The sequence below is a fragment of the Bradyrhizobium sp. AZCC 1693 genome (assembly GCF_036924745.1).
Taxonomy (GTDB): Bacteria; Pseudomonadota; Alphaproteobacteria; order Rhizobiales; family Xanthobacteraceae; genus Bradyrhizobium.
In genome coordinates this window covers 7,454,820-7,480,698 of the sequence record NZ_JAZHSD010000001.1, presented here as the reverse complement: position 1 = coordinate 7,480,698, position 25,879 = coordinate 7,454,820, and the positions used below count along the sequence as shown (strand labels likewise).

The 25,879-nt window shown below is 63.6% G+C and carries 29 protein-coding genes; 15 read left to right on the top strand and 14 right to left on the bottom strand.

The features are described from left to right. Positions 1-103 precede the first annotated feature (103 nt). From V1293_RS35450 to V1293_RS35430, 5 genes are all read left to right on the top strand, one after another. Positions 104-661 carry a hypothetical protein gene (locus tag V1293_RS35450; RefSeq protein ID WP_334516384.1) on the top strand — a complete coding sequence of 186 codons (558 nt, stop codon included), beginning with the start codon at positions 104-106 and terminating at the stop codon, positions 659-661. Positions 662-738: 77 nt separating this feature from the next. Further along, positions 739-1,215 carry a hypothetical protein gene (locus tag V1293_RS35445; RefSeq protein ID WP_334516382.1) on the top strand — a complete coding sequence of 159 codons (477 nt, stop codon included), beginning with the start codon at positions 739-741 and terminating at the stop codon, positions 1,213-1,215. A gap of 153 nt (positions 1,216-1,368) precedes the next feature. Next, on the top strand, positions 1,369-1,554 hold the full coding sequence (locus V1293_RS35440; RefSeq protein WP_334516381.1) for a hypothetical protein: 186 nt from the start codon (positions 1,369-1,371) through the stop codon (positions 1,552-1,554). A gap of 90 nt (positions 1,555-1,644) precedes the next feature. Beyond that, a complete protein-coding gene (locus V1293_RS35435) occupies positions 1,645-2,319 on the top strand; it encodes a methyltransferase family protein (RefSeq protein ID WP_334516379.1) in 675 nt (224 codons plus the stop codon). A 15-nt stretch (positions 2,320-2,334) separates the two neighbouring features. Continuing rightward, positions 2,335-2,694, top strand: coding sequence for a GFA family protein (locus tag V1293_RS35430; protein WP_334516378.1), 360 nt, complete (start codon positions 2,335-2,337; stop codon positions 2,692-2,694). 115 nt (positions 2,695-2,809) lie between these two features. Here V1293_RS35430 and V1293_RS35425 read toward each other — a convergent pair whose 3' ends face one another. Continuing rightward, the gene (locus V1293_RS35425; protein WP_334516377.1) at positions 2,810-3,517 is read right to left on the bottom strand and encodes a glutathione S-transferase; all 708 of its coding nucleotides are present in this window, start codon (positions 3,515-3,517) and stop codon (positions 2,810-2,812) included. Between the two features lie 209 nt (positions 3,518-3,726). Between V1293_RS35425 and V1293_RS35420 the strand changes: the two genes are divergently transcribed. Beyond that, positions 3,727-4,140 carry a DUF3606 domain-containing protein gene (locus tag V1293_RS35420; protein ID WP_334516375.1) on the top strand — a complete coding sequence of 138 codons (414 nt, stop codon included), beginning with the start codon at positions 3,727-3,729 and terminating at the stop codon, positions 4,138-4,140. A 269-nt stretch (positions 4,141-4,409) separates the two neighbouring features. Here V1293_RS35420 and V1293_RS35415 read toward each other — a convergent pair whose 3' ends face one another. The 9 genes from V1293_RS35415 to flgB form a co-directional block, all read right to left on the bottom strand. Continuing rightward, positions 4,410-5,090, bottom strand: coding sequence for a lectin (locus V1293_RS35415; RefSeq protein ID WP_334516373.1), 681 nt, complete (start codon positions 5,088-5,090; stop codon positions 4,410-4,412). 145 nt (positions 5,091-5,235) lie between these two features. Beyond that, positions 5,236-6,219 carry a Tim44 domain-containing protein gene (locus V1293_RS35410; protein WP_334516371.1) on the bottom strand — a complete coding sequence of 328 codons (984 nt, stop codon included), beginning with the start codon at positions 6,217-6,219 and terminating at the stop codon, positions 5,236-5,238. A 259-nt stretch (positions 6,220-6,478) separates the two neighbouring features. Next, positions 6,479-9,043 carry a cell cycle histidine kinase CckA gene (gene cckA / locus V1293_RS35405; RefSeq protein ID WP_334516370.1) on the bottom strand — a complete coding sequence of 855 codons (2,565 nt, stop codon included), beginning with the start codon at positions 9,041-9,043 and terminating at the stop codon, positions 6,479-6,481. Between the two features lie 183 nt (positions 9,044-9,226). Further along, complete coding sequence (flhB, locus tag V1293_RS35400) at positions 9,227-10,300, bottom strand: flagellar biosynthesis protein FlhB (RefSeq protein WP_334516369.1); 1,074 nt, start codon at positions 10,298-10,300, stop codon at positions 9,227-9,229. 98 nt (positions 10,301-10,398) lie between these two features. Beyond that, on the bottom strand, positions 10,399-11,169 hold the full coding sequence (gene fliR, locus V1293_RS35395; protein WP_334516367.1) for a flagellar biosynthetic protein FliR: 771 nt from the start codon (positions 11,167-11,169) through the stop codon (positions 10,399-10,401). A gap of 14 nt (positions 11,170-11,183) precedes the next feature. Next, positions 11,184-11,447, bottom strand: coding sequence for a flagellar biosynthesis protein FliQ (fliQ, locus tag V1293_RS35390; protein ID WP_025588824.1), 264 nt, complete (start codon positions 11,445-11,447; stop codon positions 11,184-11,186). A gap of 126 nt (positions 11,448-11,573) precedes the next feature. Continuing rightward, positions 11,574-11,885 carry a flagellar hook-basal body complex protein FliE gene (fliE, locus tag V1293_RS35385; RefSeq protein ID WP_212421629.1) on the bottom strand — a complete coding sequence of 104 codons (312 nt, stop codon included), beginning with the start codon at positions 11,883-11,885 and terminating at the stop codon, positions 11,574-11,576. 16 nt (positions 11,886-11,901) lie between these two features. Continuing rightward, on the bottom strand, positions 11,902-12,327 hold the full coding sequence (flgC, locus tag V1293_RS35380; RefSeq protein ID WP_334385390.1) for a flagellar basal body rod protein FlgC: 426 nt from the start codon (positions 12,325-12,327) through the stop codon (positions 11,902-11,904). 26 nt (positions 12,328-12,353) lie between these two features. Beyond that, positions 12,354-12,764, bottom strand: coding sequence for a flagellar basal body rod protein FlgB (flgB, locus tag V1293_RS35375; protein ID WP_334516365.1), 411 nt, complete (start codon positions 12,762-12,764; stop codon positions 12,354-12,356). 434 nt (positions 12,765-13,198) lie between these two features. Between flgB and V1293_RS35370 the strand changes: the two genes are divergently transcribed. The 4 genes from V1293_RS35370 to V1293_RS35355 all read left to right on the top strand — a co-directional run bounded on the left by V1293_RS35370 (position 13,199) and on the right by V1293_RS35355 (position 16,682). After that, entirely contained in the window at positions 13,199-14,257 is a 1,059-nt protein-coding gene (locus V1293_RS35370) for a flagellar biosynthetic protein FliO (protein ID WP_334516363.1), read from the top strand. Continuing rightward, on the top strand, positions 14,254-15,009 hold the full coding sequence (gene fliP / locus V1293_RS35365; protein ID WP_334516362.1) for a flagellar type III secretion system pore protein FliP: 756 nt from the start codon (positions 14,254-14,256) through the stop codon (positions 15,007-15,009). Before V1293_RS35370 ends, fliP begins: the two co-directional genes overlap by 4 nt. 230 nt (positions 15,010-15,239) lie before the next feature. After that, a complete protein-coding gene (locus V1293_RS35360; protein ID WP_334517057.1) occupies positions 15,240-16,223 on the top strand; it encodes a GGDEF domain-containing protein in 984 nt (327 codons plus the stop codon). Between the two features lie 135 nt (positions 16,224-16,358). Then, the gene (locus tag V1293_RS35355) at positions 16,359-16,682 is read left to right on the top strand and encodes a copper-binding protein (protein ID WP_334516360.1); all 324 of its coding nucleotides are present in this window, start codon (positions 16,359-16,361) and stop codon (positions 16,680-16,682) included. A gap of 136 nt (positions 16,683-16,818) precedes the next feature. Here the strand turns inward: V1293_RS35355 and V1293_RS35350 are convergent, their stop codons facing one another. Then, on the bottom strand, positions 16,819-17,055 hold the full coding sequence (locus tag V1293_RS35350; RefSeq protein ID WP_334516358.1) for a hypothetical protein: 237 nt from the start codon (positions 17,053-17,055) through the stop codon (positions 16,819-16,821). Positions 17,056-17,314: 259 nt separating this feature from the next. Here V1293_RS35350 and V1293_RS35345 point away from each other — a divergent pair, with 259 nt between their 5' ends. Both V1293_RS35345 and V1293_RS35340 read left to right on the top strand, forming a co-directional pair. Next, complete coding sequence (locus tag V1293_RS35345; protein ID WP_334516357.1) at positions 17,315-17,530, top strand: hypothetical protein; 216 nt, start codon at positions 17,315-17,317, stop codon at positions 17,528-17,530. 113 nt (positions 17,531-17,643) lie between these two features. Further along, entirely contained in the window at positions 17,644-19,038 is a 1,395-nt protein-coding gene (locus V1293_RS35340; RefSeq protein WP_334516356.1) for an FAD-binding oxidoreductase, read from the top strand. A gap of 46 nt (positions 19,039-19,084) precedes the next feature. Here the strand turns inward: V1293_RS35340 and V1293_RS35335 are convergent, their stop codons facing one another. Further along, complete coding sequence (locus V1293_RS35335) at positions 19,085-19,321, bottom strand: hypothetical protein (RefSeq protein WP_334517056.1); 237 nt, start codon at positions 19,319-19,321, stop codon at positions 19,085-19,087. Positions 19,322-19,629: 308 nt separating this feature from the next. Here V1293_RS35335 and V1293_RS35330 point away from each other — a divergent pair, with 308 nt between their 5' ends. Next, on the top strand, positions 19,630-20,481 hold the full coding sequence (locus tag V1293_RS35330) for a glyoxalase superfamily protein (RefSeq protein WP_334516355.1): 852 nt from the start codon (positions 19,630-19,632) through the stop codon (positions 20,479-20,481). Positions 20,482-20,536: 55 nt separating this feature from the next. Here the strand turns inward: V1293_RS35330 and V1293_RS35325 are convergent, their stop codons facing one another. Continuing rightward, positions 20,537-20,923: a DUF1488 family protein gene (locus tag V1293_RS35325; RefSeq protein WP_334516353.1), complete on the bottom strand. Its 387-nt coding sequence runs from the start codon at positions 20,921-20,923 to the stop codon at positions 20,537-20,539. Positions 20,924-21,041: 118 nt separating this feature from the next. Beyond that, positions 21,042-24,830, bottom strand: coding sequence for a tetratricopeptide repeat protein (locus V1293_RS35320; protein WP_334516352.1), 3,789 nt, complete (start codon positions 24,828-24,830; stop codon positions 21,042-21,044). Positions 24,831-25,188: 358 nt separating this feature from the next. On the opposite strand from V1293_RS35320, the gene V1293_RS35315 reads away from it, so the two are divergent. Together V1293_RS35315 and V1293_RS35310 are read left to right on the top strand one after the other, a co-directional pair. Continuing rightward, the gene (locus V1293_RS35315) at positions 25,189-25,410 is read left to right on the top strand and encodes a hypothetical protein (RefSeq protein ID WP_057840383.1); all 222 of its coding nucleotides are present in this window, start codon (positions 25,189-25,191) and stop codon (positions 25,408-25,410) included. Positions 25,411-25,493: 83 nt separating this feature from the next. Beyond that, positions 25,494-25,859 (top strand): hypothetical protein, encoded by a 366-nt coding sequence (locus tag V1293_RS35310; RefSeq protein ID WP_334517055.1) that lies wholly within the window; start codon positions 25,494-25,496, stop codon positions 25,857-25,859. Positions 25,860-25,879 lie beyond the last annotated feature (20 nt).

Here is a 25,879-nt window from a genome sequence, read left to right as displayed (position 1 = left end):
GAAGGTTTTGCTTGCCCGCCAGATGCGGCCGAAGCCGGTCAATACGGCCGCCAATCGCCGTTGAACCGTTCCGGGCCCTCTTCAGACAAATCGGAGATTTCCAATGCTCCCTGAACCGATAGCGATCGTAATGAACTCCGCCACCCCATTGCCTGACGCAGCCCCTGTCCCGGTTCGCGCGCCGCGGCTGCTCGGACTCTATCTGCTTCTGATCATCGTTGCCGCGATCGAAGCCTTCGACGGGCTTTCGCACGCGCCGATGTTGTTCGGTGACATGTCGGAAATTCCCGGCCCCGGCCTCGGTGGCGCGATCATCAAGGCGTACGTTGCAAGCCATCCCCTGCTGGCGCTGGCGGCGCTGGCGTTTGCCACCGCTGGCCGGCTGCGTTACGCGATCATGGCGCTGGGCACGCTCGTGGTGATGAACTGGCTGAACTACATGCCTTCGGTGGTGCGGCATGGCCTCGATTTCGGCGGCCTCTCTGCCTTCCAGACCCCGGTCCAGATCATCGCGTTTCCGCTGCTGGGCGCCTGCGCCATCGCGCTCGCCGCACGCAAGGAGCGGCTTGGGCTCGCCGCGCTGCTGGTCAGCATTCCCACGCTATTCGACGTGCTGGCCGTGATCGCCTTCGGCATCAGCGTCTTCCTCTACGGTTTCTGACATGCAAGTTGACTTCCGCGCGCGGCCCTTGCAGGAAATTCGCGCGCGGGGTTCAATGGCGCAAAGGGGCATTCACAATGGCTTTGGGACCACAATTTCGCCGACCGACCTTGCTTGCCGCCACGCTGGCGCTGGTGGCTATGGTCGGCGCATCGCCGGCGCAGGCCGACCGCTGCGACGATATCGCCAAGGAAATGAAGAACCAGATCGACGGCCTCAAGGTCAGCGTCAACACCGGCAACATGATCTATCTGACGCATCCGGCGGCGAAAGAGCTGTCGCTCGGCTGCCGCGGCCGCAACTATTCCGTCGAGCTCTATGCCAAGGCTGAGCGCAAGCCGAAGCCGCAATTCTTCGAACTGATCGCCTCGGCCGGCGCTCTCATCTTCACCATCCCGAAGCCCGATGTTGCGACTGGGTCCTCGCGCTGCATCAAGCGCATGGGCTTACTCCGCGGCGACAAGGTTTCCATGCGCTTCCGCCGGCTCAACATGGAATGCACACGCACCAAGACCGAGGCTTCGATCGTGGTGACCCGCGGCAAGGACGAGTAGCCGCTCCCGATCCGTCGCATTGTAACGATTCCGCGAGTCGCCCGTTCACCATTGGCCGGGATTGACGGCGTCGGCGCGGGATTGCTGCGGCGGATTCACCAATCCTTCGCTTCACCCCGGCCAGTGTCGGAAGCAACCAAAAGGACGCTTCCGATGAATGTCTCCGCTGTGCCCGCAACGGTGGTGGTCAAACCGCCTGAAGTCCCCGTGTTTAAGGCTCCCGACAAGACCCCCGACGTCCAGAACGGCGCTGCCGCCGACGGCACCCGCACGCCGAAGCCGACGCTGGTTGCTCCCCTGCCGCCGGGTCAGGGAACGCGGATCGACCAACTGGCGTAACCGCTGGCGTCCCGATCGGGACGAAACCAGCGCCGCAAGTTTGCCGGAAAATCACGCGATCATGCTGCCACGGGGGAACGGAACCCTGGCATGATCGCAAGGCTTCTGCTGCAAAACACCATCGTCGTCGTTGCCATCGGCGCGCTATTGTTCGCCACGGCGGGTTCGCTGGGTTGGCCAGCGGCGTGGGTAATGCTGATCGTCAGCGCCATCCTTGGTCCCGCCTGCGGATTGTGGCTAGCCAGGACCGATCCGGCGCTGCTCGCCGAGCGCTTGCGGCCGACGTTTCAGGCCAACCAGCCTGCCGCCGACAAGATCTTCATGCTGATCTTCTTCCTGGCGCTGTTGCTATGGCTTGTTGCGATCGGCCTCGACCGGCGCGCGAACGCCTCCGACGTTCCGCTGCTGCTGCAGGTGCTCGGCCTTGCGATGTATCTGCTCTCGATCGCCTTCATCATGTGGGTGTTCCGCGAGAATTCGTTCGCCGCACCGGTCGTCAAGGTGCAGGCCGCCCGCCACCAACGCGTGATCTCGAGCGGGCCCTACGCCTTCGTCCGTCATCCCATGTACAGCGGCATCATGCTGTACTTCCTTGGAATACCGTTGCTCCTCGGATCGTGGTGGGGCGTGGCGATCGCGCCGGTGTTTGCCATTCTCTTCGCCATTCGCGCCCGCATCGAGGAGCGCGCGCTGGTCGAAGGGCTGCCTGATTATGCTGACTATGCCGAGCGCGTGCGCTATCGTCTGGTGCCCGGACTTTGGTGAGAGAGGCAGATCGCGATGCCCGACAGCAAGACCTATACCGGCGGCTGCCATTGCGGCCAGGTACGCTTCGAATGCACCACCGACCTTGCAATGGTCACCGCCTGCAACTGCTCGATCTGCACCAAGAAGGGGCTGCATTTCACCTTCCTCGATCCGAAGAGTTTTCAGCTTCGCGCCGGCGAGGAAAACCTGAAGGAATATCTCTTCAACAAGCACGCAATCCACCATCAGCTCTGCGTCGATTGCGGCGTCGACGTGTTCGCGCGCGGCAAGAAGCCCGATGGCAGCGATGTGGTGGCGCTGAATGTGAGCTGCATCGACGGCATCGAGCTGTCGAAACTGAAGATGACGCCGGTGGATGGGCGGAACATGTAGTCATCACGGCCCGTCATGCCCGGGCTTGGCCCGGGCATCCACGACTTGCTTACCCTCGTGCGGGCCAAGACGTGGATGGCCGGGTCAAGCCCGGCCATGACGGCGAGTTCACGCATCACCCATCCAGCACCTTGTACCTCCGGAAAATCCCCTCCTCGTTGAACGCAATCCTTCGATCACTCGCCAGATACGTTTTAATGTTCGGCCGCGCCGCGACGCGGTCGCGCAGTTCGACCAAGCCAGGAATTTCCTGCTCGAACGCCTTCATGCGTTTCGGAAAGGCGTAGCGCAGGCCTTCCACGATCTGGAACAGCGACAGGTCGACGTAGGTCAGGCGGCGGCCGGTGACGTAGGTGCCGCCATTGGCCGCCAACAGGTCCTCGAAGTAGCCGAGATATTTCGGCACGCGCGATTTCCAGAATTCGTCGGTGCGTTTCTTCGCCGGCGCTTTCTGCTCCTCGTAATAAAGCGACGGGCCGAGCGGGTGATGAGTGTCGTGGACTTCCAGCACCAGATCGGCGATCGTGAGCTGCAATTGATGTACCCAGAGTTTGCCGGTCTCCGACTTCGGCGCCAACCCGTGCCGTGATCCCAGATAGAGCAGGATGTTTGCGGTCTGCCCGATCACGAGCTTTCCGTCTTTGAGGAACGGCGGCGCGAAGGGCGGCGCGCCCTTCCGCGTTTCCATCATTCGCATCATCGCAGCCATGCCGTTGCCACGGCGCGCGACGTCGGCGTAACGGGCGCCCGCCTCTTCCAGCGCGAGGCGGACGTATTCGCCACGGCCCTGAATGCCCGGCCAGTAATAGAGCTCGTAACGCATCGATGACACCTCCGCTGACGGTTTGACCGACATAACAAATCATCTTGCGGTTCGTTCGTCACGCCAAACGCGGCGTCCGCGCGACCGTCGCGGCACAGACTGCCTCGCGCGGATCTCCACAGGGTCCGAATCTGTCCGAATGCGAGCGGGCGTGTTAGGTTGCCTCCCGTTTGAAGCGTCGATTTTCTCAATACGACAGGAGAATGCGGATGGCGGACAACAGGAAGAAGCGCGGCGGCGCCGATCGCGGGCTGATCGCGTTGAGCGAGCCTTACGAGGTCGCCTACTGGTCGAAGAAATTCAAGATCACGCCGGCCAGGCTGAAAGCCGCCGTCAAGAAAGTGGGGCACTCCGCCAAGAACGTGGACGCCTATATCAAGCTGCAGAAGCACAACGCCTCCGACCGGGCACGGATCGCGGTGAGCCAGCCCTATGAAGTCAGCTATTGGTCGAAGAAGTTCAAGGTCACGCCGGCCAGACTGAAAGCCGCGGTGGCCGCCGTCGGGCATTCGTCGAAGAACGTCGGCGCCTACCTCACCGGCAGCAAGAAGAGCGCCAAGAAAACGCCGAAGAAAGCTTCGAAGAAGACTTTCAAGAAGCGCGCAAAGAAAAAGGCCGCCTGACGGCGGCCTTCCTGTGCATCGGCATCTGATCGCCGCTATACCGCACGCCTCCGATACAAAATATCGAAAACAACCCCATGCAAAGTAGAATGGGGCCGGGTTCGCAGCCCCGGAACGCCTGTGTCCGGGGGCACGAGACGCTTGCTTGGTACCCGCAGGTACTGCAGCGCGGCGCGACGGGAGCGCAACAGGTGCTGGTTCGAGACGCGCTGCGCGCTCCTCACCATGGAGAGGCGCGTCACCCGGATCTTGCAATCCACCTCCGCTCGTCAGTTCGCCGCGAAGCAATAGAACAGTCCGTCGCCGCCCGTGCTCTTCAGGTCGGCCTGCGAGCAGCCGCCATCCGGGCCACGCGAGGGGTGCGAGGAGTTCCAGGATTTCGAGGCGTCGTCGTCGCGGAGTCCCATGCGATCGGAATGACCGACCATCGCCGCACCTTGAGTCGAACTCGTCCAGTTCTTGCAGGTGCGATCCTCGCCGGCTGCAAACGCTGACCCGTCGGGCTGCGATCCCGTCAGCACGTCGTGACGGTTGGGCGTATCGCCGCGGCCATTGATGACCTCGCCCTTCTCGCTGAGCGTGGTCTGCTTGATGAGGCCGTTGGCGCCGTGCAAATCGGCGACGTCCTTGGCGACAATAGCGCCTTTCGCATTCTTCCACGGTCCCTTGCCGATGCGGTCACGCGCATTGATGGCAGGCTGACCATCGGCGGCCTGCGTCGAGAGGTAGGCGCGCCAGGTCTTGCCGCCGGCGCCTGCCGCCTGCGCCAATGTCTGGCAGTGATTGTCGGCGCCGGCGAGCCCGCCGAGATTGCCGCCATTGCCGATGCCGTTGCTGGTCAGGAAGAAGCTGGTATCGGCGGATTGCGCCTGCGCAGGGGTGCCGGCGAGAGCCGATATGGCCGCAAGCGCAAAGCATGCCGGCGAAACAATTCTGGCGAAGCTCTTCATCTGGTTTCTCCCTGTTGTTTTTTGGTTCGTTGGCATCAACACATCATGGCGACCATTATTCCGGCGCGAAATGAAACGGGCATTCCGGCAAAGAAAAAGGCGCCGCGGAACGAACCGCAGCGCCTTCCTCGTCTTGTTGTGGCGATCAGCTGGTCTGCTGGATCGCCGAGAGTTCCCAATCGGCGCCGCGCCGCCGGGCAAAGGTCCACACTTCGGTGGCTTCGATCGGCGTTTCGCTGCCGGAGACCAGACGGCCGGTGGTGCGCTCCAGCGTCTTGTCGACCAGGGAGAACCGCATCGCCACGCTGGCGAAATCGGTTTCGCCTTCACGCCAGGCTTCCGCGAGGTCGCCCTGCAGCAGCTTGACGTCGGTCACCTTGTTGACGTCGTTATTGGCCTTGTTCTCCTCGAGATCCTTGGAGAAGTAGGACACCATCTCGGGCGTCGCCAGCGTATGCAGTTTGGCGACGTCCTCGTTCGACCATGCGGCCTGGATCTCGCCGAGCAGCCGCTCGAAGGCTTCGTAGTCGGCCGGCTGAATTTCCAGCGGCGCGCTGCCCGAACCCAGTCCAAAGCCGCCCAGTCCAGAGCGGAAGCTGGTCTGGCCGCCGGGGCCTTCAGCGGCAGGAGCAGGTCCCGTCGCGTAAGCGGAGGCCGGTGTATGGCGGCGCTGCCACCACGACATCGCCAGCCGCACCACGATAACGATCAGGGCGACCTGCAGCAGCAGGCCAATGATCGAAGACAGGCCGCCGAGGCCGGAGAACAAGCCACCGCCGAACAGCATGCCGAGCAGGCCAGCGCCGAGGAAGCCCGCGGCAAGACCGCCGAGCATGCCCATGCCGGGCCGATTGAAGAAGCCGCCCTTGTTGGCCGCGCCGGCCGCCGCCGGTGCGCCGACGCCGGGCGTGCCTGGCTGGGTAAAGGTACGGTTCATGGGCTGCGCTGTGCCGGGCGCCGTGGTGGTGCTCGGGGGCGCCGAATAGGTTCGCGATCCCCGCGAACCGGAACTGCCGCCGCCGCCGACGCGGGCGTCAGCCTCCGAGACCGCGACCGCCAACGGGAGCGCCACGGACAGGACGATGGCCAGTGCCCGAACAATTCCGCGCGTGCCTTGCGAGAAATTCATGTGCTTTTTCCTCAGTTCCCCAGGATGGGGAAGCGCCCCTAAGATGGGCACAGATGCCTAAAAGTGAAGCCACTATCGGGAACCGCGGCTGCGGCCCTCAGTCGCGGGGATGTGACGATTTGGCAGGGGGTTAGCAGCAATTACGGGGTGTGGCGAGCGCCCTCGTCCGCTGCCCCGGCAGAACACCTGCCGTTCCACAGGCGCGAGCACGACAGGGTTCCAGGACGTAGCCCCTCATGGCCGGCCTGCCCGACCGAACTCACGACGCCGTCATGGTCTCCTTCACCTTCTCGACCAGCGCGGACAGTGCGAACGGTTTCGGCAGGAAGGCGAACTGTTCGTTCTCCGGCAGGCTCTTGTCGAAGGCCTCTTCGGCATAACCTGAGACGAAGATGATCTTAAGGTTGGGATTGCGCTTGCGCATTTCGCGCAGCAGCGTCGGGCCGTCCATTTCCGGCATCACGACGTCGGAGACGACGAGATCGACCGCGCCGTCCTTTTCGTCGAGCGCCTCCATCGCCTCGATGCCGTTGGAAGCCTCGATCACGCTGTAGCCGCGCGAACGAAGGCCGCGCGCATTCAGGGAGCGCAGGCCATCCTCGTCTTCCACCAGCAGGATGGTTCCCTGCCCGGTCAGGTCGGGCCGCGGCTTCGGCGGTTCGGCCGACCCTTCCTTGCCCGTACCGTTGGTCGCCTGCGCCTCCGGCTGCGCTTCCGGTTCGGGCCGGTGACGCGGCAGGAAGATGCGGAAGGTGGTGCCCTCGCCGGGCGTGGAATCGACGTAAACGAAGCCGCCGGTCTGCTTGACGATGCCGTACACCGTCGAGAGACCAAGCCCGGTGCCCTTGCCGACCTCCTTGGTCGAGAAGAAGGGTTCGAAAATCTTGTCGACGATGTCGGCCGGGATTCCGGTACCGGTATCGGAAATGTCGATCCGCACATAATCGGCGGCCGGCATGCCCTTGTGGGCGAGCTGGGCGGCTTCATCCACCGTCACATTGGCGGTCCGCACCGTCAGCTTGCCGCCATCGGGCATCGCGTCGCGGGCGTTGACCGCGAGATTGACGACCACCTGTTCGAACTGCGAGACGTCGACCTTGACCGGCCAGAGGTCGCGGCCATGCACGAGGTCGAGCTTGACCTTCTCGCCGATCAATCGGCGCAGCAGCATGGTGAGATCGGACAAGGCGTCGCCGAGGTCGAGCACCTGCGGCCGCAGCGTCTGGCGGCGCGAGAACGCGAGCAGTTGCCGCACCAGCGTCGCCGCGCGGGTCGCGTTCTGCTTGATCTGCATGATGTCCTGGAACGACGGATCGGTCGGCTTGTGCGCGTTCAGCAGGAAGTCGTTGGCCATCATGATGGCGGACAGCACGTTGTTGAAATCGTGCGCGATGCCGCCGGCGAGCTGGCCGACCATGTCCATCTTCTGCGACTGGTTGATCTGGTTTTCCAGCGTGCGCCGCTCGGTGGTCTCCAGGAGATAGACGATGGCGGCCTCGGTGTCGCGCTCGTCCTCCTCGACCGCGGTGACGAAGAACTGTCCCCAGCGCTCCTTGGCGCCGTCGAGCATGGCCTCGACCGGTGCGATGTCGCCCTGCCCTTCCGCCGCCTGGTTGATCGCCGCGATCAGAAGGCTGCGGTCGCGCGCATTCACGGTGCGGAAGATCGACTTGTTGGCCGCGCCGTCCGGGCTCAGGTTTTGCGCGAGCTTGGCGAAGCGGGCATTGGCGCGGACGACAGTGCCGGCACGGTCCACCGTCGCAATCGCCATCGGCGTGTGGTCGAAGAATCGCATGAAGCGGACTTCGGCGGCGCGTTCGGGATCGGAATGTTCGTCGCGCGCGCGGCTGATCACAAGCGTGCGCGAAGAACCCGGCGAGCCGTCGGCGCCGAAGGCGAGCTTGTGGTAGAGCCGCACCGGCATGGTCTTGCCGCCACGCATGCGCAGGTCGATGTCGAACACTTCGGTCTTGACCTCGCCGGGCACCGCCACGATCGAGGTCAATAGCGCAGCGCCATCGCCGGAGACGATGTCGGTGAGCTTCAGCCCACCCGAGCCGATCTCGGCGAGATCGTAATCGAGCCAGTTCGCCAGCGTGGCGTTGACATAGATGACGTCGTCGGCCGGATTGACCGAGAAGAATCCGCAGGGCGCATGGTCGAGATATTCGATCGCGTGCTGCAGCTCCCGGAACACATCTTCCTGGCGCTCGCGGTCTCGCGTGATATCGGCGATCGACCACACCGCGTATTTTGCCTCGCGCTTGCCTTGGCCGAGCGGACGAACCCGCATCCGCAGCCAGCGCCCCGGTGAACCGTCAGAGCCGGCGATGCGGACCTCCTCCTGCTGCCGCTTACCTTCGCGGGCGGCCTTGAGCAGGCGGAATACCGCCTCCGAGACGTCGGGATTGCCGATGAAGACGCGTTCGACGGGCCGCACGTCCTGCCGGCTCGCGGCGCCCGTCAACGCCAGATAGGCGGCGTTCGAATAGACGACATGGCCCTTCGGGTCGGTCACGGCCAAACCGTCATGGGCGTGATCGGCGATGCGGCCCATCACGGGGTCGTCGGCGGCGCGGTCGGTGAAGCGGATGATACCGGCGGCAAAAGCGAACAGATTGAACAGGCCGACCATGGCGAGCAGCGCCAGCACGCCGAGGATGTAGGGCTGGGCCTGCGCGCGACCGATGGTCATCAGCCCCACCGCCACGGCCACGATGCCGGCCGCCACCAGCAGCACCAGCACGATGCTGCCGCCCCGCCGCGCCGGTTCATGGGCCGCAAAGGGCTCGGTCGGCGGATCGCTGTCAGTTTCGACGGTCATAATGAAGCGGCGTTGCCCTTCGGCGAGGCGGTCACGCGCCGGTCGGGATCCACCGGCCACGGGTAACCCCGCGTTCGGCTGGCGCACCCCTCCTGAGTGCCTGAATCGGCCCCGCAAGCGCAAGCCCATCAGGCAGCTATTTGACAGATTGAAGGCATTTCAAGGCGATTTCCAGCGGTTCCTTCACATTCTCCGGGCGGCAAGCCCGCTCTTCAGGTTCATGACGTAGCCGATGATCTCAGCGACCGCGTGATAGTGCTCGACCGGAATCTCCTCGTCGATATCGACGGTGGCATGAAGCGCGCGCGCCAGCGGCACGTTCTCCACGATCGGGATGTCGTGCTTCTTGGCAATTTCCCTGATCTTGAACGCGACGTTGTCGACGCCCTTGGCGACGCAGATCGGCGCCGACATACCGCGATCGTAGGACAGCGCCACCGAATAGTGGGTCGGGTTGGTGATGACCACGCTGGCGTTGGGAACGGCGGCCATCATGCGCTTCTTCATGCGCTGCTGGCGCAACTGCCGGATCTTGCCCTTGATGTGGGGGTCGCCTTCGGACTGCTTGAACTCGTCCTTGATCTCCTGCAGCGACATCCTCTGCCGCTGGTACCATTGCCGGTACTGGAAGAAGTAGTCGGCGATCGCGACCGCGGCCAGCATCGCGACCACCGCGCCCATCAGGTGCAGCGTCAGATTGGTGGTGACGCCGAGGATCGCCGAAGGATCGAACATCAGGAACGATTCCAGGCGATGGCGCTCGGGCCACAGCACCGCCATCATGACGGCGCCGAGCGCGATCAGCTTGAACAGGCCCTTGGCGAAATTCGCCACCGCCTGCTTGCCGAAGATGCGTTTCAGTCCGGCGCCGGGCGAAATCTTGCTGAACTTCGGCTTCAGCGATTCCGACGACCACACCAGGCGGTGCTGGATCATGTTGCCGGCGATCGCGGCAAGCGCCAGCATCAACAGCGGCACGCCGATTGCGCCGAGCACGGCATAGCCCAGCGTGTTGCCGAGCGCGAGCAGCGCCGCGCCGTCGGCACGAAGCTGACCCGCATTGGCGACCAGGTTGCGCAGCGGCGTCAGAATGCCGCCGCCGACCGATCCCGAGAAGGTCGACAATATCAGCGTGCCGCCCGCGATGATGAACCAGGTGTTGACCTCCTGGCTCTTGGCGACGTCCCCTTTTTCAAGCGCATCGTCGAGACGTTTTTGCGTAGGGTCTTCTGTTTTGTCGTCGGTATCGTCGGCCATCGCGGCGTCCTAGCATTTTGTTTGAGCATGATCTCCGCGCAAACGCGCTCCGCGTTTGTCGCCAGGGAAAACCAGTACCCACTTTTCCGGATCATGCTCTATTTCAGCGGCGTCAGCTCGTGCATCACGCCGATGAAGTAGTTGAGATAGGTCGCCATCATTCCGGTGAGGACGAACGCGAAGATCAGAAAGCCCACCATGATCGACAGCGGCACGCCGACGAAATAAACCTGCATCGCCGGCATCAGCCGCGCCAGCACGCCAAGCCCGATATTGAAGACGAGGCCGAACACCAGAAACGGCGCCGCGAGCTGCATGCCGATCTTGAAGGCGGTGGCAAAGGCGCGCGTCGCCAGCGCCGCGACGTCGCCGCTCGGCATCAGCTCGCCCGGCGAAAAAATACGATAGCTCTCGTTCAACGCCGCGATCACGAGATGATGGCTGTCGGTGGCAAACAGCAGCGTCATGCCTAAAATGGTGAGGAAGTTGCCAATCAGCAGGCCCTGTTGCCCCTGGGTCGGATCGACGGCGGTGACGAAGCCGAGGCCGAGCTGCTGGGCGATCACCGAACCCGCCACTGCCAGCGCCGACAGCGTGACGCGCGCGGTGGCGCCGAGCACGATGCCGATGACGATCTCGTGCACCATCAATACGCCGAGCGCTGTCATCGAGGTCAGGTCGACGTGGTAGGCGGTGCGGTGCAGCGGCAGGATGATCAGCGTCAGCAGGAGCGCGATCGCAAGCTTGACGCGCACCGGGATGTTGCTCTCGCCGAATCCCGGCAACAGCATCACCATGGCGCCCACGCGGGCAAACACCAGCATGAAGGTGGCGGCAAGGGCCGGCAGCAGCGATATGTCGACGCGCATTCATTTACAATGCATCAACCGCCTATGATTCGCGACGATATCCGCATCATATGACTGTGCAGCGAATCCGCCATGAACGGCAACGCCAGCAACAGCGTGACGAAGATCGCGAGAATCTTCGGCACGAAGATCAGCGTCTGTTCCTGGATCTGGGTCAGCGCCTGGAACAGCGAGACCACGACGCCGACCACGAGCCCGATCACCATCAAGGGCGACGACACCACCACGATGGTCCAGATCGCATCGCGCGCCACGTCGAGGGTTTCAGCACCGGTCATTTCAATTCTCTCAGTTTCACTTGTTCCGTTATCTCGAAGCACGCGAATGGCGAGTGGCGAATAGCGAATGGATCTCAGAACTGCCCGTCACGCTATTCGCCACTCCCTATTCGCAATTCGCCACCGTCAGATCGGCATCTTCATGATGTCCTCGTAGGACTGGATCACCCGGTCGCGCACCGATACCAGCGTCGAGACCGCGACGTCGGTCTCTGCGACCGCCGTCACCACGTCCATGACGTTGGCCTTGCCCGAACTCATCGCCATGGTCTGGGCGTCGGATTTCTTGCCGGCATCCAGCACGCTTCCCACCGCGTCCTTGAGCAGCGCGCTGAAGGACGGGCCGCCGGCGGATTGGCCGCCCTTCTCGGCGCCGCCGGATTCCATGATGCGCGAAAGCGCGGCGTAGGCGTTTGCTGCAACGGTGGGTGAAGCCATTTTCTATGGTTCCTGTTCAGGCCTTGAGGATGTCGAGCGTGCGTTGGATCATGCGGCGCGTGGCGCTGATGATGTTGAGGTTGGCTTCATAGGACCGCTGCGCCTCACGCATGTCGGTCATTTCGACCAGCGGATTGACGTTCGGGTATTTGACGTTGCCGGCCGCGTCCGCCGCCGGATTGCTCGGCTCATGCTTGACGCGAAACTCCGACTGGTCGGTCCTGACCTTGCCGAGCGTCACCACCCTTGCGTCGAGCGTGCGATCGAGCGCTGACGAGAATGTCGGCACCTTGCGGCGATAGGGATTGCCGGCGGCGGTCGGCGCCGTGGAATCCGCATTCGCGATGTTTTCCGAGATCACCCGCATCCGCCCTGCCTGCGCGCGCAACCCTGAGGTCGCGATGCTCATCGAGCGGGCGAAATCGCTTCCATCATCTGCCATGACCCGGTTCTCCTAATCGCGGCGCGTCAGCGTTTTCCGATGGCGGTTTTGAGCAGGCCCAGGCTGCGGGTGTAGAGCGAAGTGGCGGCCGCATAGTCCATCTGGTTGGCCGAGACCTTCAGCATCTGGTCTTCCAGATTGACCGAATTGCCGGCAGGCTTGGTCAAAAAGCCGTCCTTGCCGCCGTCTCCTCTGAAGCTTGGTGCGCCGCCGGAAACGCCGATATGGGTCGATGAGGTGCGCATCATGCCAAGCGAGCCCATCGCACCGCCGACGTTCGCGCCCTTGTTGTCGAACTTCGGCTCGACCAGGTCGCTCGGCCTGAAATTCGGGGTATTGGCATTGGACACGTTTTCGGCGAGCACGCGCTGGCGTTCCTGGTGCCACTGCATCTTGGTGCGCAGCGCCGACAGGATCGGAAGATCGTTGATGGCCATCGAGCTGGTCCCCGTTAACCTCTGGCAGACGCCGCGAGGTAGGCAGAATTTGCCCGGTGTATGGTTAACGGCTGGTTAAAATTACGCTCGATCGCCGTCGCCATCAGCCAATACCGGCTGACAGCGGCAAAACGAGCGCATTTTCGCCACGAAAACTGCGTTAACCAGCAGCGGCCAACGCGGCTTGGGGCGCTCAGAAGTCGTTTTGGCTCAAGCGATTCTTGGTCTATTAGTTAACCGGACGGCGGCGTTCGCCGCGGGGAATTAAGAAATAAGGCTGATCTCGGGCGTGATTCGCCGTCTGCGGATCGCTTCGGGGCATGGTCAGGATGCCGGGAACCGTATTCCCGGGGGAACATGCTCGGACAGCAAGACCTAAGACCGCACTTGAAGCCAGCAATCCAGGAGAACGGCCCGTGGCCGGGGACTAAAGAATGCAGACACTGACATTCCTCTTCGCATTCATCGCCGTTCTGGCGCTGATCGGCGTGTTCGCATGGCTGGTTCGCCGCTACGCCAACAACCGCATCGGCGCCGGCACGCAGCGCGGACGGATGCCGCGGCTCGCCGTGATCGACGCCGCTGCCGTGGACGGCCGCCGGCGCCTGGTGCTGGTACGGCGCGACAATGTCGAGCATCTCCTGATGATTGGCGGCCCGAGCGACATCGTGGTCGAACCCAACATCGTGCGCGCGATGCCCAACCGCGACCAGATGGCGCCGCGCCCGGCCGTCGGCGAGCAGCCGCCGCGCATCGCGCCGCTGCCCGATGCCGCCTGGAGCGAGGAGGCGGCACGATCCGATTCGCGATCGGCCGACGATCATCATGCCGAACCGCAAATGCCGGAGCCGCCGCCGCGCCCCGCACGGCCCTCCTTCGCCGACGAAATCCGCCGCCCGGCGCCGCCGCCGGAGCGCCGCAGCGAACCATTGACGGGCTTTGCGCCGGAATCGATCAGCGGTCGTCCCGAAGCGGGGCCGCCGCGCCTGACCCGTCCCGAACCGCTGATGCCCCGGCCGCAGCGCGAGCTGGCCAAGGCACCGCCAGTCCGCGAGGCACCGCCAGTCCGCGAGGCACCGCCAGCCCGCGAGGCACCGCCGGTCCGCGATCCAGCGTCAGTCCGCGAAGCACCGATAGCCCGCGAAGCACCGCCTATCCGTGAGGTGCCGCCTGTCCGTGAGGCGCCGCCTGTCCGCGAGGCGCCGACCCGAGCGCCGGAACGCGCAGCCGCGCCACCACCACCACCTCCTCCTCCGCCGGCCCCCGCGCCTTCCAGTGCCGACCAGAATCTCGCCGAGATGGCGCAGCGGCTGGAAGCCGCCCTGCGCCGGCCGGCCGAACCGGTGGCGCCACCGGTGGCACCGGAAACGCCGCCTGCCCGCACCGCCCGCGGCGAGCCCCCTGCTCCCACGCCGGCCCCTCAGAAGAGCGGCTTCGAAAATCTCGAAGACGAGATGGCGTCCCTACTGGGCCGGCCGAAGAACCCTTCGTGAGGCCGGCGACTTCTCCGCGTAGAGTTTTATTTTTCCTAGTCCTGACCGCCGCCGGATCGCTCGCCGATCCGGCGTTGGCGCAGGATATCAGCATCAGTCTCGGCCAGGGCGGCGGCGGGGTCACCGAGCGCGCGATCCAGTTGATCGCGCTGTTGACGGTGCTGTCGATCGCGCCGTCGATCCTCATCATGATGACCTCGTTTACGCGGATCGTCGTCGTATTGTCGCTGCTGCGCACCGCATTGGGCACCGCGACCGCCCCACCCAATTCGGTGATCATTGCGCTCGCGATGTTCCTGACCGCGTTCGTGATGGGCCCCGTCCTGCAGCGGTCCTATGACGACGGCATCAAGCCGCTTGTCGCCAACCAGATCGGGGTCGAGGAAGCGCTGCAAAAGGCTTCGGTGCCGCTGCGCGGCTTCATGCAGAAGAACGTTCGTGAAAAGGATCTGAAGCTGTTCGTCGACCTCTCCGGCGAGCCGCTGCCGGCAACGCCGGAAGACCTGTCGCTGCGGATCCTGGTCCCGGCCTTCATGATCTCCGAACTGAAACGCGCTTTCGAGATCGGTTTCCTGCTGTTCCTCCCCTTCCTGATCATCGATCTCGTGGTCGCATCGGTCCTGATGTCGATGGGTATGATGATGCTGCCGCCGGTCGTGGTGTCGCTCCCGTTCAAGTTGATCTTTTTCGTGCTGGTCGACGGCTGGTCGCTGGTGGCGGGGAGCCTGGTGCAGAGTTACGGCGGCAGCTAGCGGCCGGTTTCCGCAAGTTCCACGGCCAAATAGGTCAATATTGGTTACGTATTTGCCGCGGAGTTTCTGAGCGAATTTAAGGTCAGATTAGTTCCTTCGTGCACAAATGGATGCCAGGGAAACGAATTTTCGTAGCAAACGCATCACCGGGTCAAACGATGGCAGGCCAGCCTATCGGCGATATGGACGCCGAATACGCAACGACGATTGCCGACCGGGCTATGCGGTTGATGGCGCAGCAATCAGTTCCTGCCACCCCGACCAATTTTGCGGTCTGGTTCGAATATTCCCTGGGCAATTCGCTGGCGCTGCGCAAGACCATCGATATCCTGATCGCTGGCAAGCGCAAATTCGACCCGGCGATCAACCACGAACTCTACATTACCTATGTGACGCCGCAGTCCAGCCCCGACCCGCTCGGTGACCTTCCCGAGCAATTGAGCGGGCTGATAGCGACCGCCCAGCAGTTCCTGAATACCGCCGTCACCGACAACCAGACCCACATCAAGGCGCTCGGCGAAGTGTCCTCCGAAGCCGCCGGAACCAGCGATCCCCGGACGATCATTGCGAAACTGGTTGATGAATTGTCAAAGGCGACGGCGCGAGCCGCAACGCTGGAGGCAAATTTCGCCGCCACCTCGGAGGAACTGGACAGCATCCGCGACTCCTTGAAGGCGGCCGAGCAACGCTCCAACACCGATGCGCTGACCGGGCTTGCCAACCGGCACTCGATGGATGAATTTCTCCGCCTCGCCCAGATCACGGCGATGGAAAAGGACGAGGCTCTCAGCGTCTTCCTGATCGACATCGATCACTTCAAGAAATTCAACGACGATTATGGCCATCAGGTCGGCGACCAGGTGCTCCGGCTGGTGGCCAAGGTCCTGCAGGAAGGCGTTCGCGAAGTCGATCTCGCAGCCCGCTATGGCGGCGAGGAATTGATCGCGGTGCTTCCGGGCGCCGACCTCGAGGCTTGTACGTCGGTCGCCGAGCGCATTCGCCGCCGCATTGCCGAAGCGAAGCTGACCCGCCGCGCAACCGGCAAGGAGATCGGCAGCATTACGGTTTCGATCGGGGTGGCGCAATTCCGCCTCGCCGAATCCGCGGACGCCATGATCGAGCGCTGTGACCGCGGGCTGTATCAAGCCAAGCGGCTCGGCCGTAACCGCACGGTGACGGAAACCGAACTCGAGCCCGAGGCCGGTGCGGCCTAGAACTTCATCGGTTCTGGTTGAATCAGGGCCGCAACTTTAATTCTTGCCTTGAAGAAAATGCCGCAATCCCGCTTCGGCGCGGAACTAATGCCGCAATTCCGGCTTATCGCAGACGTCCCACAGCCGGAGTATTTCATGAAAATCGCAGGGATGATTATGGCCGCCACCGCGGCCCTCAGCATCGCCGGTACGTCCGCTCTTGCCCAGCAAATGCGGACCGGGATGGTGACCAGAATAGACCGGATCACCGGCACGATCTCGATCAAGGATATGCCTGATGGCACCACCGGCGCGAACGCCGGCGCCGCGACCGAAGAATTCAAGGTCCAGGATGGCGCACGGCTGAATGCCCTGCACGCCGGCGACAGGGTGAGCTTTGCCGTGAGCGACGCGGCGGGGACCAGGACCATCACGAAGATCGACAAGACGGACGCGGTCACGAAGATCGACAAGAAGTGAGGCATTGTGAAGCAGCATCCAAGTTCGTGATGTCTCGCTTCGATTGGAGAATAGCGAGGCCCGGAGCGCCCTGAACAAGATGACGTTTCTTCGAAATGTTATCTTGCTCCGGAAAGCCCGGGCCTCGTAGCCGGAACTACCCCTGGCGCGGCGCCGCCCGCTCCAGCGAAGCGCGAATTTCGGCGACCGCCTCGTCGCAATATTCATTCAGTTTCTGGAATTGTTGTTGCAGCGCCTGAAGTTTTCCGGCGCGTTTTGCCGGCCCTTCCCGGTCGATATTGAATCTGTCGGCAGGCGATGGACGGGACGCCGCGGCCTCCGCGGTCGCCAGCGCCGCTCGCATCGATGTGTCGTGACCGTTGGTGGAAGACATTTCTGCACGCCTCACATATGGGAATCCGGCCGGACAGGATCCGGCGGAATTTTCCGTGTGGTCGCGCGTTGGCCATTCGAATCTACAACCTGCAGTGTGTTGTTTGGATGCCCGGCCGGGGTCGATTTGGTGGCAAAAGATGGACGCCGGTGGCGGACCTCGTATTCTTACGGACCCCCATTTCCTTGATTAAGATGCAATCAACGACCAGTTTCGCTGATACCTTCCTTTGTTCATTGTTACTCAGCGATCGTTAGATATGCCCGCACCGCATCCAGAAACCGGTTTGCCGCCACGCTGCGAAATTTGCGGGATCGGCACGGTCAGGATCGGAAAGCTGCCCCGAATCGGATTGCGCCCGCTCGTCTACGTCTACAAGTGCGACGCCTGCAACCAGATCACGTCGGTCGAGCCGGAGCGGCAGGAAGAAGCGATCCGCCGCCGATCAGGGGCGGCGCGGCGGCCGCGGCGCTAGTCGAGATAGACCACCACCTTTAAAGACGCATTTTCCCATGCCGGGCCGGGTTTCTTCCTGGCCACGTCGCATGTAAAGCTTCGGCCAAACTTCTCATAAAGAAGAGGCGAGGCATGTCCGAGGGCTTCATTGACGAACTGCGCAACGCGCTCGACCAGGGCGCGGTGCTGTCAGGCGGCGACATCGATGCGCGCTATCATCACGATATCGCCGGCAATCCGGTGCCGAAACCGCGTGCGGTCGTCCGCCCGAGAACGACCGCGGACGTCTCGGTGTTGCTGCGGCTCTGTCATCGCGAAGGTGTCCCGGTTACGACGCAGGGCGGCATGACCGGGCTGGTACGCGGCGCGTTGCCGAATGCGAACGAAATCGTGCTGTCGATGGAGCGCATGAACAGCGTTGAAGAGGTCGATGCCTCCGCCGGCGTCGCCATCACGCAGGCCGGCACGCCGCTGCAAAAGCTGCAGGAGCGGGTCGAGCAGGATGGCCTGATGTTTCCGCTCGACCTTGGCGCGCGCGGCAGTTGCACCATCGGCGGCAACATCTCGACCAATGCCGGCGGCAACCGCGTCATCCGTTACGGCATGATGCGTGACCTGGTCCTCGGCCTCGAAGTCGTCACCGCCGACGGCACCGTGCTCAAAGGCCTGCGCAAGTACATCAAGAACAACACCGGCATCGACCTGAAACAGCTTTTCATCGGCAGCGAGGGCATCCTCGGCGTGGTGACGCGCGCTGCGCTGCGCGTCTTTCCAGCACCGGCGGAGCGGCAGGTGGCGCTGTGCGCCCTGCCCTCGTTCGGGCAGGTAATTACATTCCTGAAGATGGCGCGGGAGCGTCTCGGCGGCGAACTGACCGCATTTGAAGTGATGTGGAATGCGTATTACCGCCTCACCCTCGAGCGCGTGAAGGGCCTGGCCGGACCGCTGCCAACGCACCACCCGTTCTACGTTCTGCTGGAGGCTTCCGGCAGCGATCCCGAGCGCATTCATGCCGACCTCGAGAAGCTGCTCGAGATGGCGATGGGCGACAAACTGATCCTCGACGCCACGCTGTCGACCTCCAATGCATCGGCCGCCGCGATCTGGCGCATCCGCGATTCCAGCGTCGAACTGAGCCGTAGCTTCCCTTACACCGCCCGCATCGGCTTCGACGTCAGTCTCGTCATCGACCGGATGGAGCAATATATCGATACGATCGAATCGCGCGTCAGGGCCATTGATCCGCAAGCGTTCGTCATCGTGCTCGGCCATGCCGGCGACGGCAATTTGCACGTCAACGTGCATCACGAGCACACGCCCGACAAGCACGATGAATTCGAAAAACTCGGCTACGACATCACCGGCGAATTCGGCGGCTCGATCTCGGCCGAACACGGTATCGGCATCCTGAAGCGGCCTTACCTAAGAATGAGCCGGACAGAGGAGGAAATCGAAACGATGCGCACGCTCAAGCGCGCCCTCGACCCCAAGAACATTCTCAACCCGGGGCGGATTTTTACGGTGTGAAGACGTTTTGGACAGTCAAGCCGGGCCGGACGCTGGCAACTGCCCCTCACTCCCTAAAATCATACTGCTTGCAGAGGTGGTCGCCGATCTGGACCAGCATGGCGACGCATTCGGGATAGCCCGGTTTGGCGATCGTGGCGTCGTCGGCCTTGGCGCGGAATTCCCAGCTATCGCCGTCGCGGATCACCGAGATCGCAATGCCCTCGGGACAATCGACGTGGACCTTCAACTCGGCTCGCGCCATCGCAATGAGTTCGGCTTCGGTCTTGGCGGGCTTGCTCATCGCAATGGCGTCCTCCGGCAGGTCGTGCCTGCAGGTTGCCGCTTTGACGCGCATCTGTCGAGGGGTGACGGAACGACGCGCCATCTCGTCGCGCTCGATGGCCCCATTCCGCGCGCCGTGACGATTGACAAATCCGGGATCAGAGGCGCACAAATTCGACAGGTGGATACGACCCGCCGCTTGCGCCCCCTCCCGGGTACGGTGAACGTATCAAGCCGCGCTTTCAGGCTTTCCTCATGCCCCGAGCGAACGGGTCAGCAACGCAAGCTCCTGACGTTTCTCCGTTCGTCGATGCAGAGGATCGTCCCATGCGCGATTTCCGCGACACAAAAGCTATGGCACAAACGCTACGTGAAGCGCTGAACGCTAAGTCGGTTTCCCTCACCCACAGCGAGTCTCTGGAACTGATCGCCAAAATTCTCGGCTGCCGGGATTGGAATGCGCTGGCCGCCAGAATTGCGTCCAGCAGCGCTACATCGGCGCAGGAGACAGGATCACCGCCGCCCGGCCACGATCCGTCCGGCCAACCCGCGCGTCAGAAGATTATCGTGGCTGCCGCGACCCTCGACAATTACGTCGGGTTCTATCCGTTTAACGACAACGCCGTTTACGCGGTCACGCGCGAGGCCGATCATCTGCTCACGTGTCTGACGGGACAACGCGACGTCCCATTCCATGCGCAGAGCCCAACTGAATTTTTCAGCGACGTTGTCCACGCACAGATCACTTTCGTCCGGGGGGAACGGGGGCCGGCAACATCCGTGATCTTGCACCAGGGTGGTGCGAGCTACCCAATGCAACGCATCGACGCGGCAACCGCGCAGCAGATAACAAGCCGGATAGAGGAAAAGGTGAAAAGCCAGTCCGCTAGCCCGGGGACCGAGGCAGCTCTCCGCCGCCTCATTGAGGGAATCATCAGCGGCAAGCCGAATTACGGCGAAATGAGCGCGGGTCTGGCCGAAGCTACCCGTCAGCAATTGCCGAACCTGCAGTCCGGCCTTGCCGAGCTGCGCGCGGTGCAGTCAGTCATATTTCTGGGCGTGGGCGCCCAGGGCGAGGACGTCTACAGCGTCCGGCACGAAAACGGCGCGTCGCATTGGCGGATCGCGCTGGACTCGAAAGGAACGATTTCAACCGCCTGGGTGACGCCGGGACCGTGATACGAACGCGGCTGCTGTTATGCGGCCGCTCTGGAGGCGACCGCAGCGCGGCGCATTATTGTTGCGCTGCGCTTGCCGGCCTGGTTTCGGCAATGACCCGCAGCGAAACGGTGTTGTCCGTATCCGGCTCCGCGCCGGTCGCGATCGGGTCGGCCAGCGATGGCGGTGATTTCTGAACGTGCTTGGTGAATATCCTGACGATCTGGCCTTTCACGCACGGCCCTTTGTCGAAGATTTCGGATGCGATGCCCTCGACGGCATCCCGCAGCGCCAAAAATTGCGCCTGCCTTGCGATGCTTTCCGTACCCTTCACGCCTCCGAGCTCGTCCAATGCGGCATCGCTGATCTGGCACTCGACCGTGTCGGCGGCGTTCAGCATGGTGAACCTGAACGCCAGGCGTTCGTTGTCGTGTCCAATAATTCGGTCCCGGGTCAGCGGCATCGGACGGCCAGTTTTGGGCAGCTAGCTAGAGACGATAACAAGCACCGCCAAGGCGACGCTGACGTCCTGCCTAATGCGTCAACTGGTCAAAAATTGGCCGAACCTGCGGCCAAATCCGTTACTTCACCGGCTTCTTCAACTCGATCCGCCGGATGCCTGATATCGCGGGCAAGGCGCCGGTATGGACCGGCTCGGCCCCGGACATTTCCGGCGATAGCGGCGCGCGGGCGGTCGCATCCGGGAAGCGGATCTTCATTTCGCGGATGAAGCCGTCGAGCGTGTCGACGCTGGCGGCCATCTTGGCGATCACGGCGAATTCGGTGCTGTTGGACGCGGCCGGCTTGCTTGCGGTGTCGAATGCAAACCGGTCGGCCTCGCCGGTCATCAGCGGCGCGTATTTCTCGCGGAAACGGGCCAGGCCGATCGCGTCCCCGGCCAGCGCATAGCCGACCACGGCGCGGATCACGTCGCTTTTCTCGGCGGCGTTCAGCGGCCTGAAATCCCGCCAGCGGTCGGCGTAATACAGTTCGATCTGTTCGGAAGCCTCCCGCCACTGCCGCGACGCCCAATAGATGTCGGAGCGCAGCCGGATCGCTTCGCGGCCGGTGATGTTGGAGATGATATCGAGCGCGAGATCATGCCGACCGATGTCGCTCTGGGCCCGTGACTCGAGCAGCAGCCGCTGCTGCCGCAGTTCGCCGGAGAGATCGGCGATCCGGGTCAGGCGCAGCGCCGCGATCGCCCGGTCCGGCTTGCGGTTGGTCAGGTAGACCATGGCAAGGCGCGCCGCCACCTGCGCGCGCGCCGCTCCCTCCAGCCGCTTGTCGACCTGGTATTGCAGCAGCTCCGCGGCCTGGTCGAGCAGGTCGACCGTAGCCAGCCGGTCCGCGAGGCGTCGGATCATCTCGTCACCGCGCCGGCCGATCGGCGTCAATTCGCGAAACTCATAGAACATGGCGAGTGCGTCGACCGGCTTCATGTCGTCGCCCTTCGAGCCGAGATAGATCTCTGCGAACAAGGCGGACGCCGCATCCTGGCCCTGCCGCGACAGTTCGGAATTGGGCTGCAACTTCGTCGCGGTCTTGGCGGCTCCGAGCGAGTCGGCATAGCGGGCGTTTTCGGCGTAGATCTGGGCCATCTTGTTCAACGCCCTCAACTCGATCGCGTCGCCGCGCCAGGTGACCGACAACGTCTCCAGCTCACGCAGCAACTCGGCCTGGTCGAGCTCGCCGCGCCTGTGCCGCAGCAAGGCCTCCAGCAACCTCGCCTCCGCCGACGCCTGCCGGTCGCGGGACTGCGCCGCGTACCTGTAGGCGTCGAGCGCGTCCTTTTCGTGCCCCAGCGCCTCGGCGAGCCGCCCGCGCAGCACCGCGATCTCGGGCTTCATCTCGTTGGGAATGCCGATCACCTCCAGTTCGCTGCGCCGCCGCGAGGCCCCGGCATAGTCCTTCACCTCGAGCGAGGCCCGCATCGCATCCGCGGTGACGATGCGCTGCAGTTCGGGCGGCAGCGCGGCGATTGAGAATTCGGAGTTCTTGAACTTTTCGCGCGCGTCTGCCCATTTTTCCTGACGGGCGAGCGCGAAGCCTTTCCACAATTGGGAATCGTAGCCGTTGCCGATCGCAGGACTTGCAAGATCCTTCAGCGCCCGCTCGGGATGGCCGATCAGGATGCTGGCGACCGCATGCACCATCAGCACGCTGGCCTCCTCGCTCCCCTGATTGGTCTCGGAGAGGATGAGGTTGGTCACCCCTCTCGCCTCCTGATACATCCCGCGCGACATGTAGAAATTAGCAAGCTCGAGGCGGGCTTGCGTCTTTTGCCCAGGCACCGCAGCGGCCGCTGCCTTGATCAGCGCATCCAGCCGCGGGAGAAACTTCTCTTCCCGGTTCTTGCGCCATTCGTTGGCGTCGAACAGCGGCCTCACCGCCGCGGTGGCGCGTTCGGCCGCGACGTCGGCGGACGACAGCGTCAATCCGCCGGGCCGTCCAAGCATCACCTTGTCGGCGCCGACCTCGGCGTTGATGTCGTCGGAGTTCGGATGCACGACCACGCCGTGCACGGATTCCAGCAGCGATAGTTCGACGAAATCCTGCCGCTTGATGAGGCCGCGAGTCGGCGGCGGCGCGGTGACGACCAGCAGCGTATCGCCGGCGTCGGGATCGACCAGCCGGTGCATCGCACCGGCATTGGCCAGCGGCACGGTGACATTGGCGCGCGCGGGATCGGTAATGTTCCGCAGCACCATCAGCGGCAGCGGCGACGCCTGGCCGCGGTCGGCGAAGGTCAGCGTCCACTCGGCGCCGTTGGCGCGGCCTTCGCTTTCAAGCGAGGGTATCTGCGGCCGGTTGAGGCGGAGGCGGATGGCCTGGCCCTTTTCCAGCGGCAGCCGGCTGACATCGCCGATGATGGCGCCGCCCTTGGCGCGGATCGGTTCGATATCGACCGGTTCGGCATGGTCGAACACCAGCCACACCGTGTCGGCACGGCGGAACAGCGCAGCCGGGGTCGGCGCGGCAAAGGAGAACGTCACGCGCAGGCCGTCGCTGTCACGCCTCGCCTCGACGGTGGCGGCCTTGTCCTTGGCGCCGCTTTCCGGCGGCGGACTGGATGCCGCCGGCGCCGGCTGCTTCGGCGGCTCCGCGGGAAGTGGAGCCTGCCTGGGCGCCACCGCCTTCGGTGCTTCCACAGCGGCGGCCTGGGCCTGTTCGGCAGGCTGCACCGCTTTCGCGGCTTCCGCCGGCGGTGATGTTTTTTCCGCAACGGCTGCCATCTTCTCGGCCGCGGGAGCCACGTTGTCATTGGCCGGCGTCACTTTTTCGACGGCAGGCATTGCGGCCTCGGCCACGGCCGGCGCTTCGGTAACCTGGGCGGGCTTGATCTCGATCCTGGCCTGTTCGGCAATCGTCTCCGAGGTGACGGGCGGAATCTCCGCCGGCTGCTGCGGCGGCGATTCCTTCAGGTCCTTGTCGCGCGAAATCCGCGAAGCAGGCCCAGGCCTGGCCGGTACGGCTTGCTTGGCCTCGGCTTGCGGCGCGGTCAAAGCCGGCTTTTCCGCCTGCTGGAAGGCGACATCGATCACATAGTTCTTTTCCTCGCGGAAGGAATGCACGTCGACCTCGCCGATCAACACGATGTCGACTGCGGAAGAATCGATGTCGGCCCGCTGGTTGATCGAGGCAATGTTCGGCGGCGCCGCCACTTTCGCATCCGCCAGGTCGAAGTTGAGCACGCCGTTGAACTGCAGCGTCAGCTTCTGATCGTTCAGCACCGACGACACGTTGACGCCGTCGGGCATCTCGAACACGAAGCGGACGAAGGTCGGCTGCACCGAGGCGCGGACACGCACCGGCGGCCTCTTCTTTGCGGCATTGACCGCCATCTGCGCGCGCAGCGCCCGCTCGGCGGCCCGCGCCCGTTCCGCCAGTTCGCGCACGACCGCGGCAGGAAGCGAGGGCGGCGGACCGGTCCAGCTATCGGGCAGGAAGTCGACGAAGATCCGCTCCCCGGCCGTCATGGTGTTGACGGTGGCCCGCCGCGACAGCGACAGCCGGATCGCCGTACCGTCGGGATCGCGCCGCGCCGAGCCGACGTAGTCGGGAACAGCGTCCGACAATTTTTCGACGGGAATATCCACCGGGCGCTTGAAGTGGATGATGATGATCGAACCCGCCGTCGAAACGTCTGACTCGACGTCCTCGGCCAGCTTCAACACCAGCCGCGCGAAGCCGCCGGCGGACGTGAACGTCGCCTCCCCCCGGACCGGATCGTCGGCCCGGCAGGGCTGCGAAACAGCGAGGCCGGCGAGCAGCAGGACAAAGGCAAGCGGCCGGCCGAGGCACAGCCAGGCCGCCCGCGCCAAAGCGCGGCCCTGCGACCCAGTTCCAGCGGCAGCCCTTTGCCCCATCCAGGAAATCTCGCGGCCTCAATGAGTTCTGCGGCGAAGCGCCCTCGCCTGCGGGTTTGAATCTTGGATTGGCCGACTTAAGGTTTTGTTAACGTCAACTCATTGATTTCGTTGGAGGGGGCGACGGGCACCCGCTGCCGCGCCCGGGGTCGCCGGAATGCGCCCTCATCCGGGCCGCAATAAGCGCGATAGTGCCGCGCGTGCCGTGATTGGAATCATTATCGCAAAACGGATGGAACCAACATCAGCCATCCCGTCTTAGGGAAACAATGGACCCGGGACGCGGGGCCGGCAGTCAATCAACCAACGCTCCCGGGTCGCCAAACCTGCCTCAGGCAGCCAATTCGGAGTGCGTGAAATGGCAACCCAGATCGTGATGGATCGTACCGGTGATACCCGCCACACATTCGACATCCATGATCGCGCGGAGGTCGAAAAGGCCGAGCGGCGTTTCAGGGATTTGACCGGCGCAGGCTTTACGGCGGCGGTCCGATCGGGGCCCGGCGAGCAACGGGTTATCCGCTCCTTCGATCCGACCGCGGAGGAAACGCTGTTTTATCCGCGTCTCGTTGGTGGCTGACGGCCGTGACCCAGCAGATCGTCCTGGCGATATGCTCGTTCGTCCTGGCTTTGCTTGGCACAGTGCTGCTTTCGGCGCTTTCGCTGGTCGTGGCGCGATCTGGTTCCTGTAGCAGATCGTTCCGCTACGAAATCGAAGCGCGAGCGTTGACCCTGTTGAAGGGCTGGCTCTCGCCGAAGCAGCGCGCCTGCTACGAGCGCTTCCGATATTTCGACGTCGTCGGCAGCGACACCGGGACGCGCTATCGGATCCATCATGGCACGCAGACCAACATCGAGGAGCTCAACGGCACGGGCCACCACGTCTGCAAATGGTGCTTCGTTCCGGATGGCGACCTCGTGGCGGGGGATGTCATGCTGGCGCAGAAGATCGCCCTTGAAACCAACGAGCGCGGCGCGCTCTCCGTAGCTCATCGCTCGTTCGTTTCGTCGGGGCCGCGCAGGTTCTGACCTGGGGGCCTCAGCGCCTT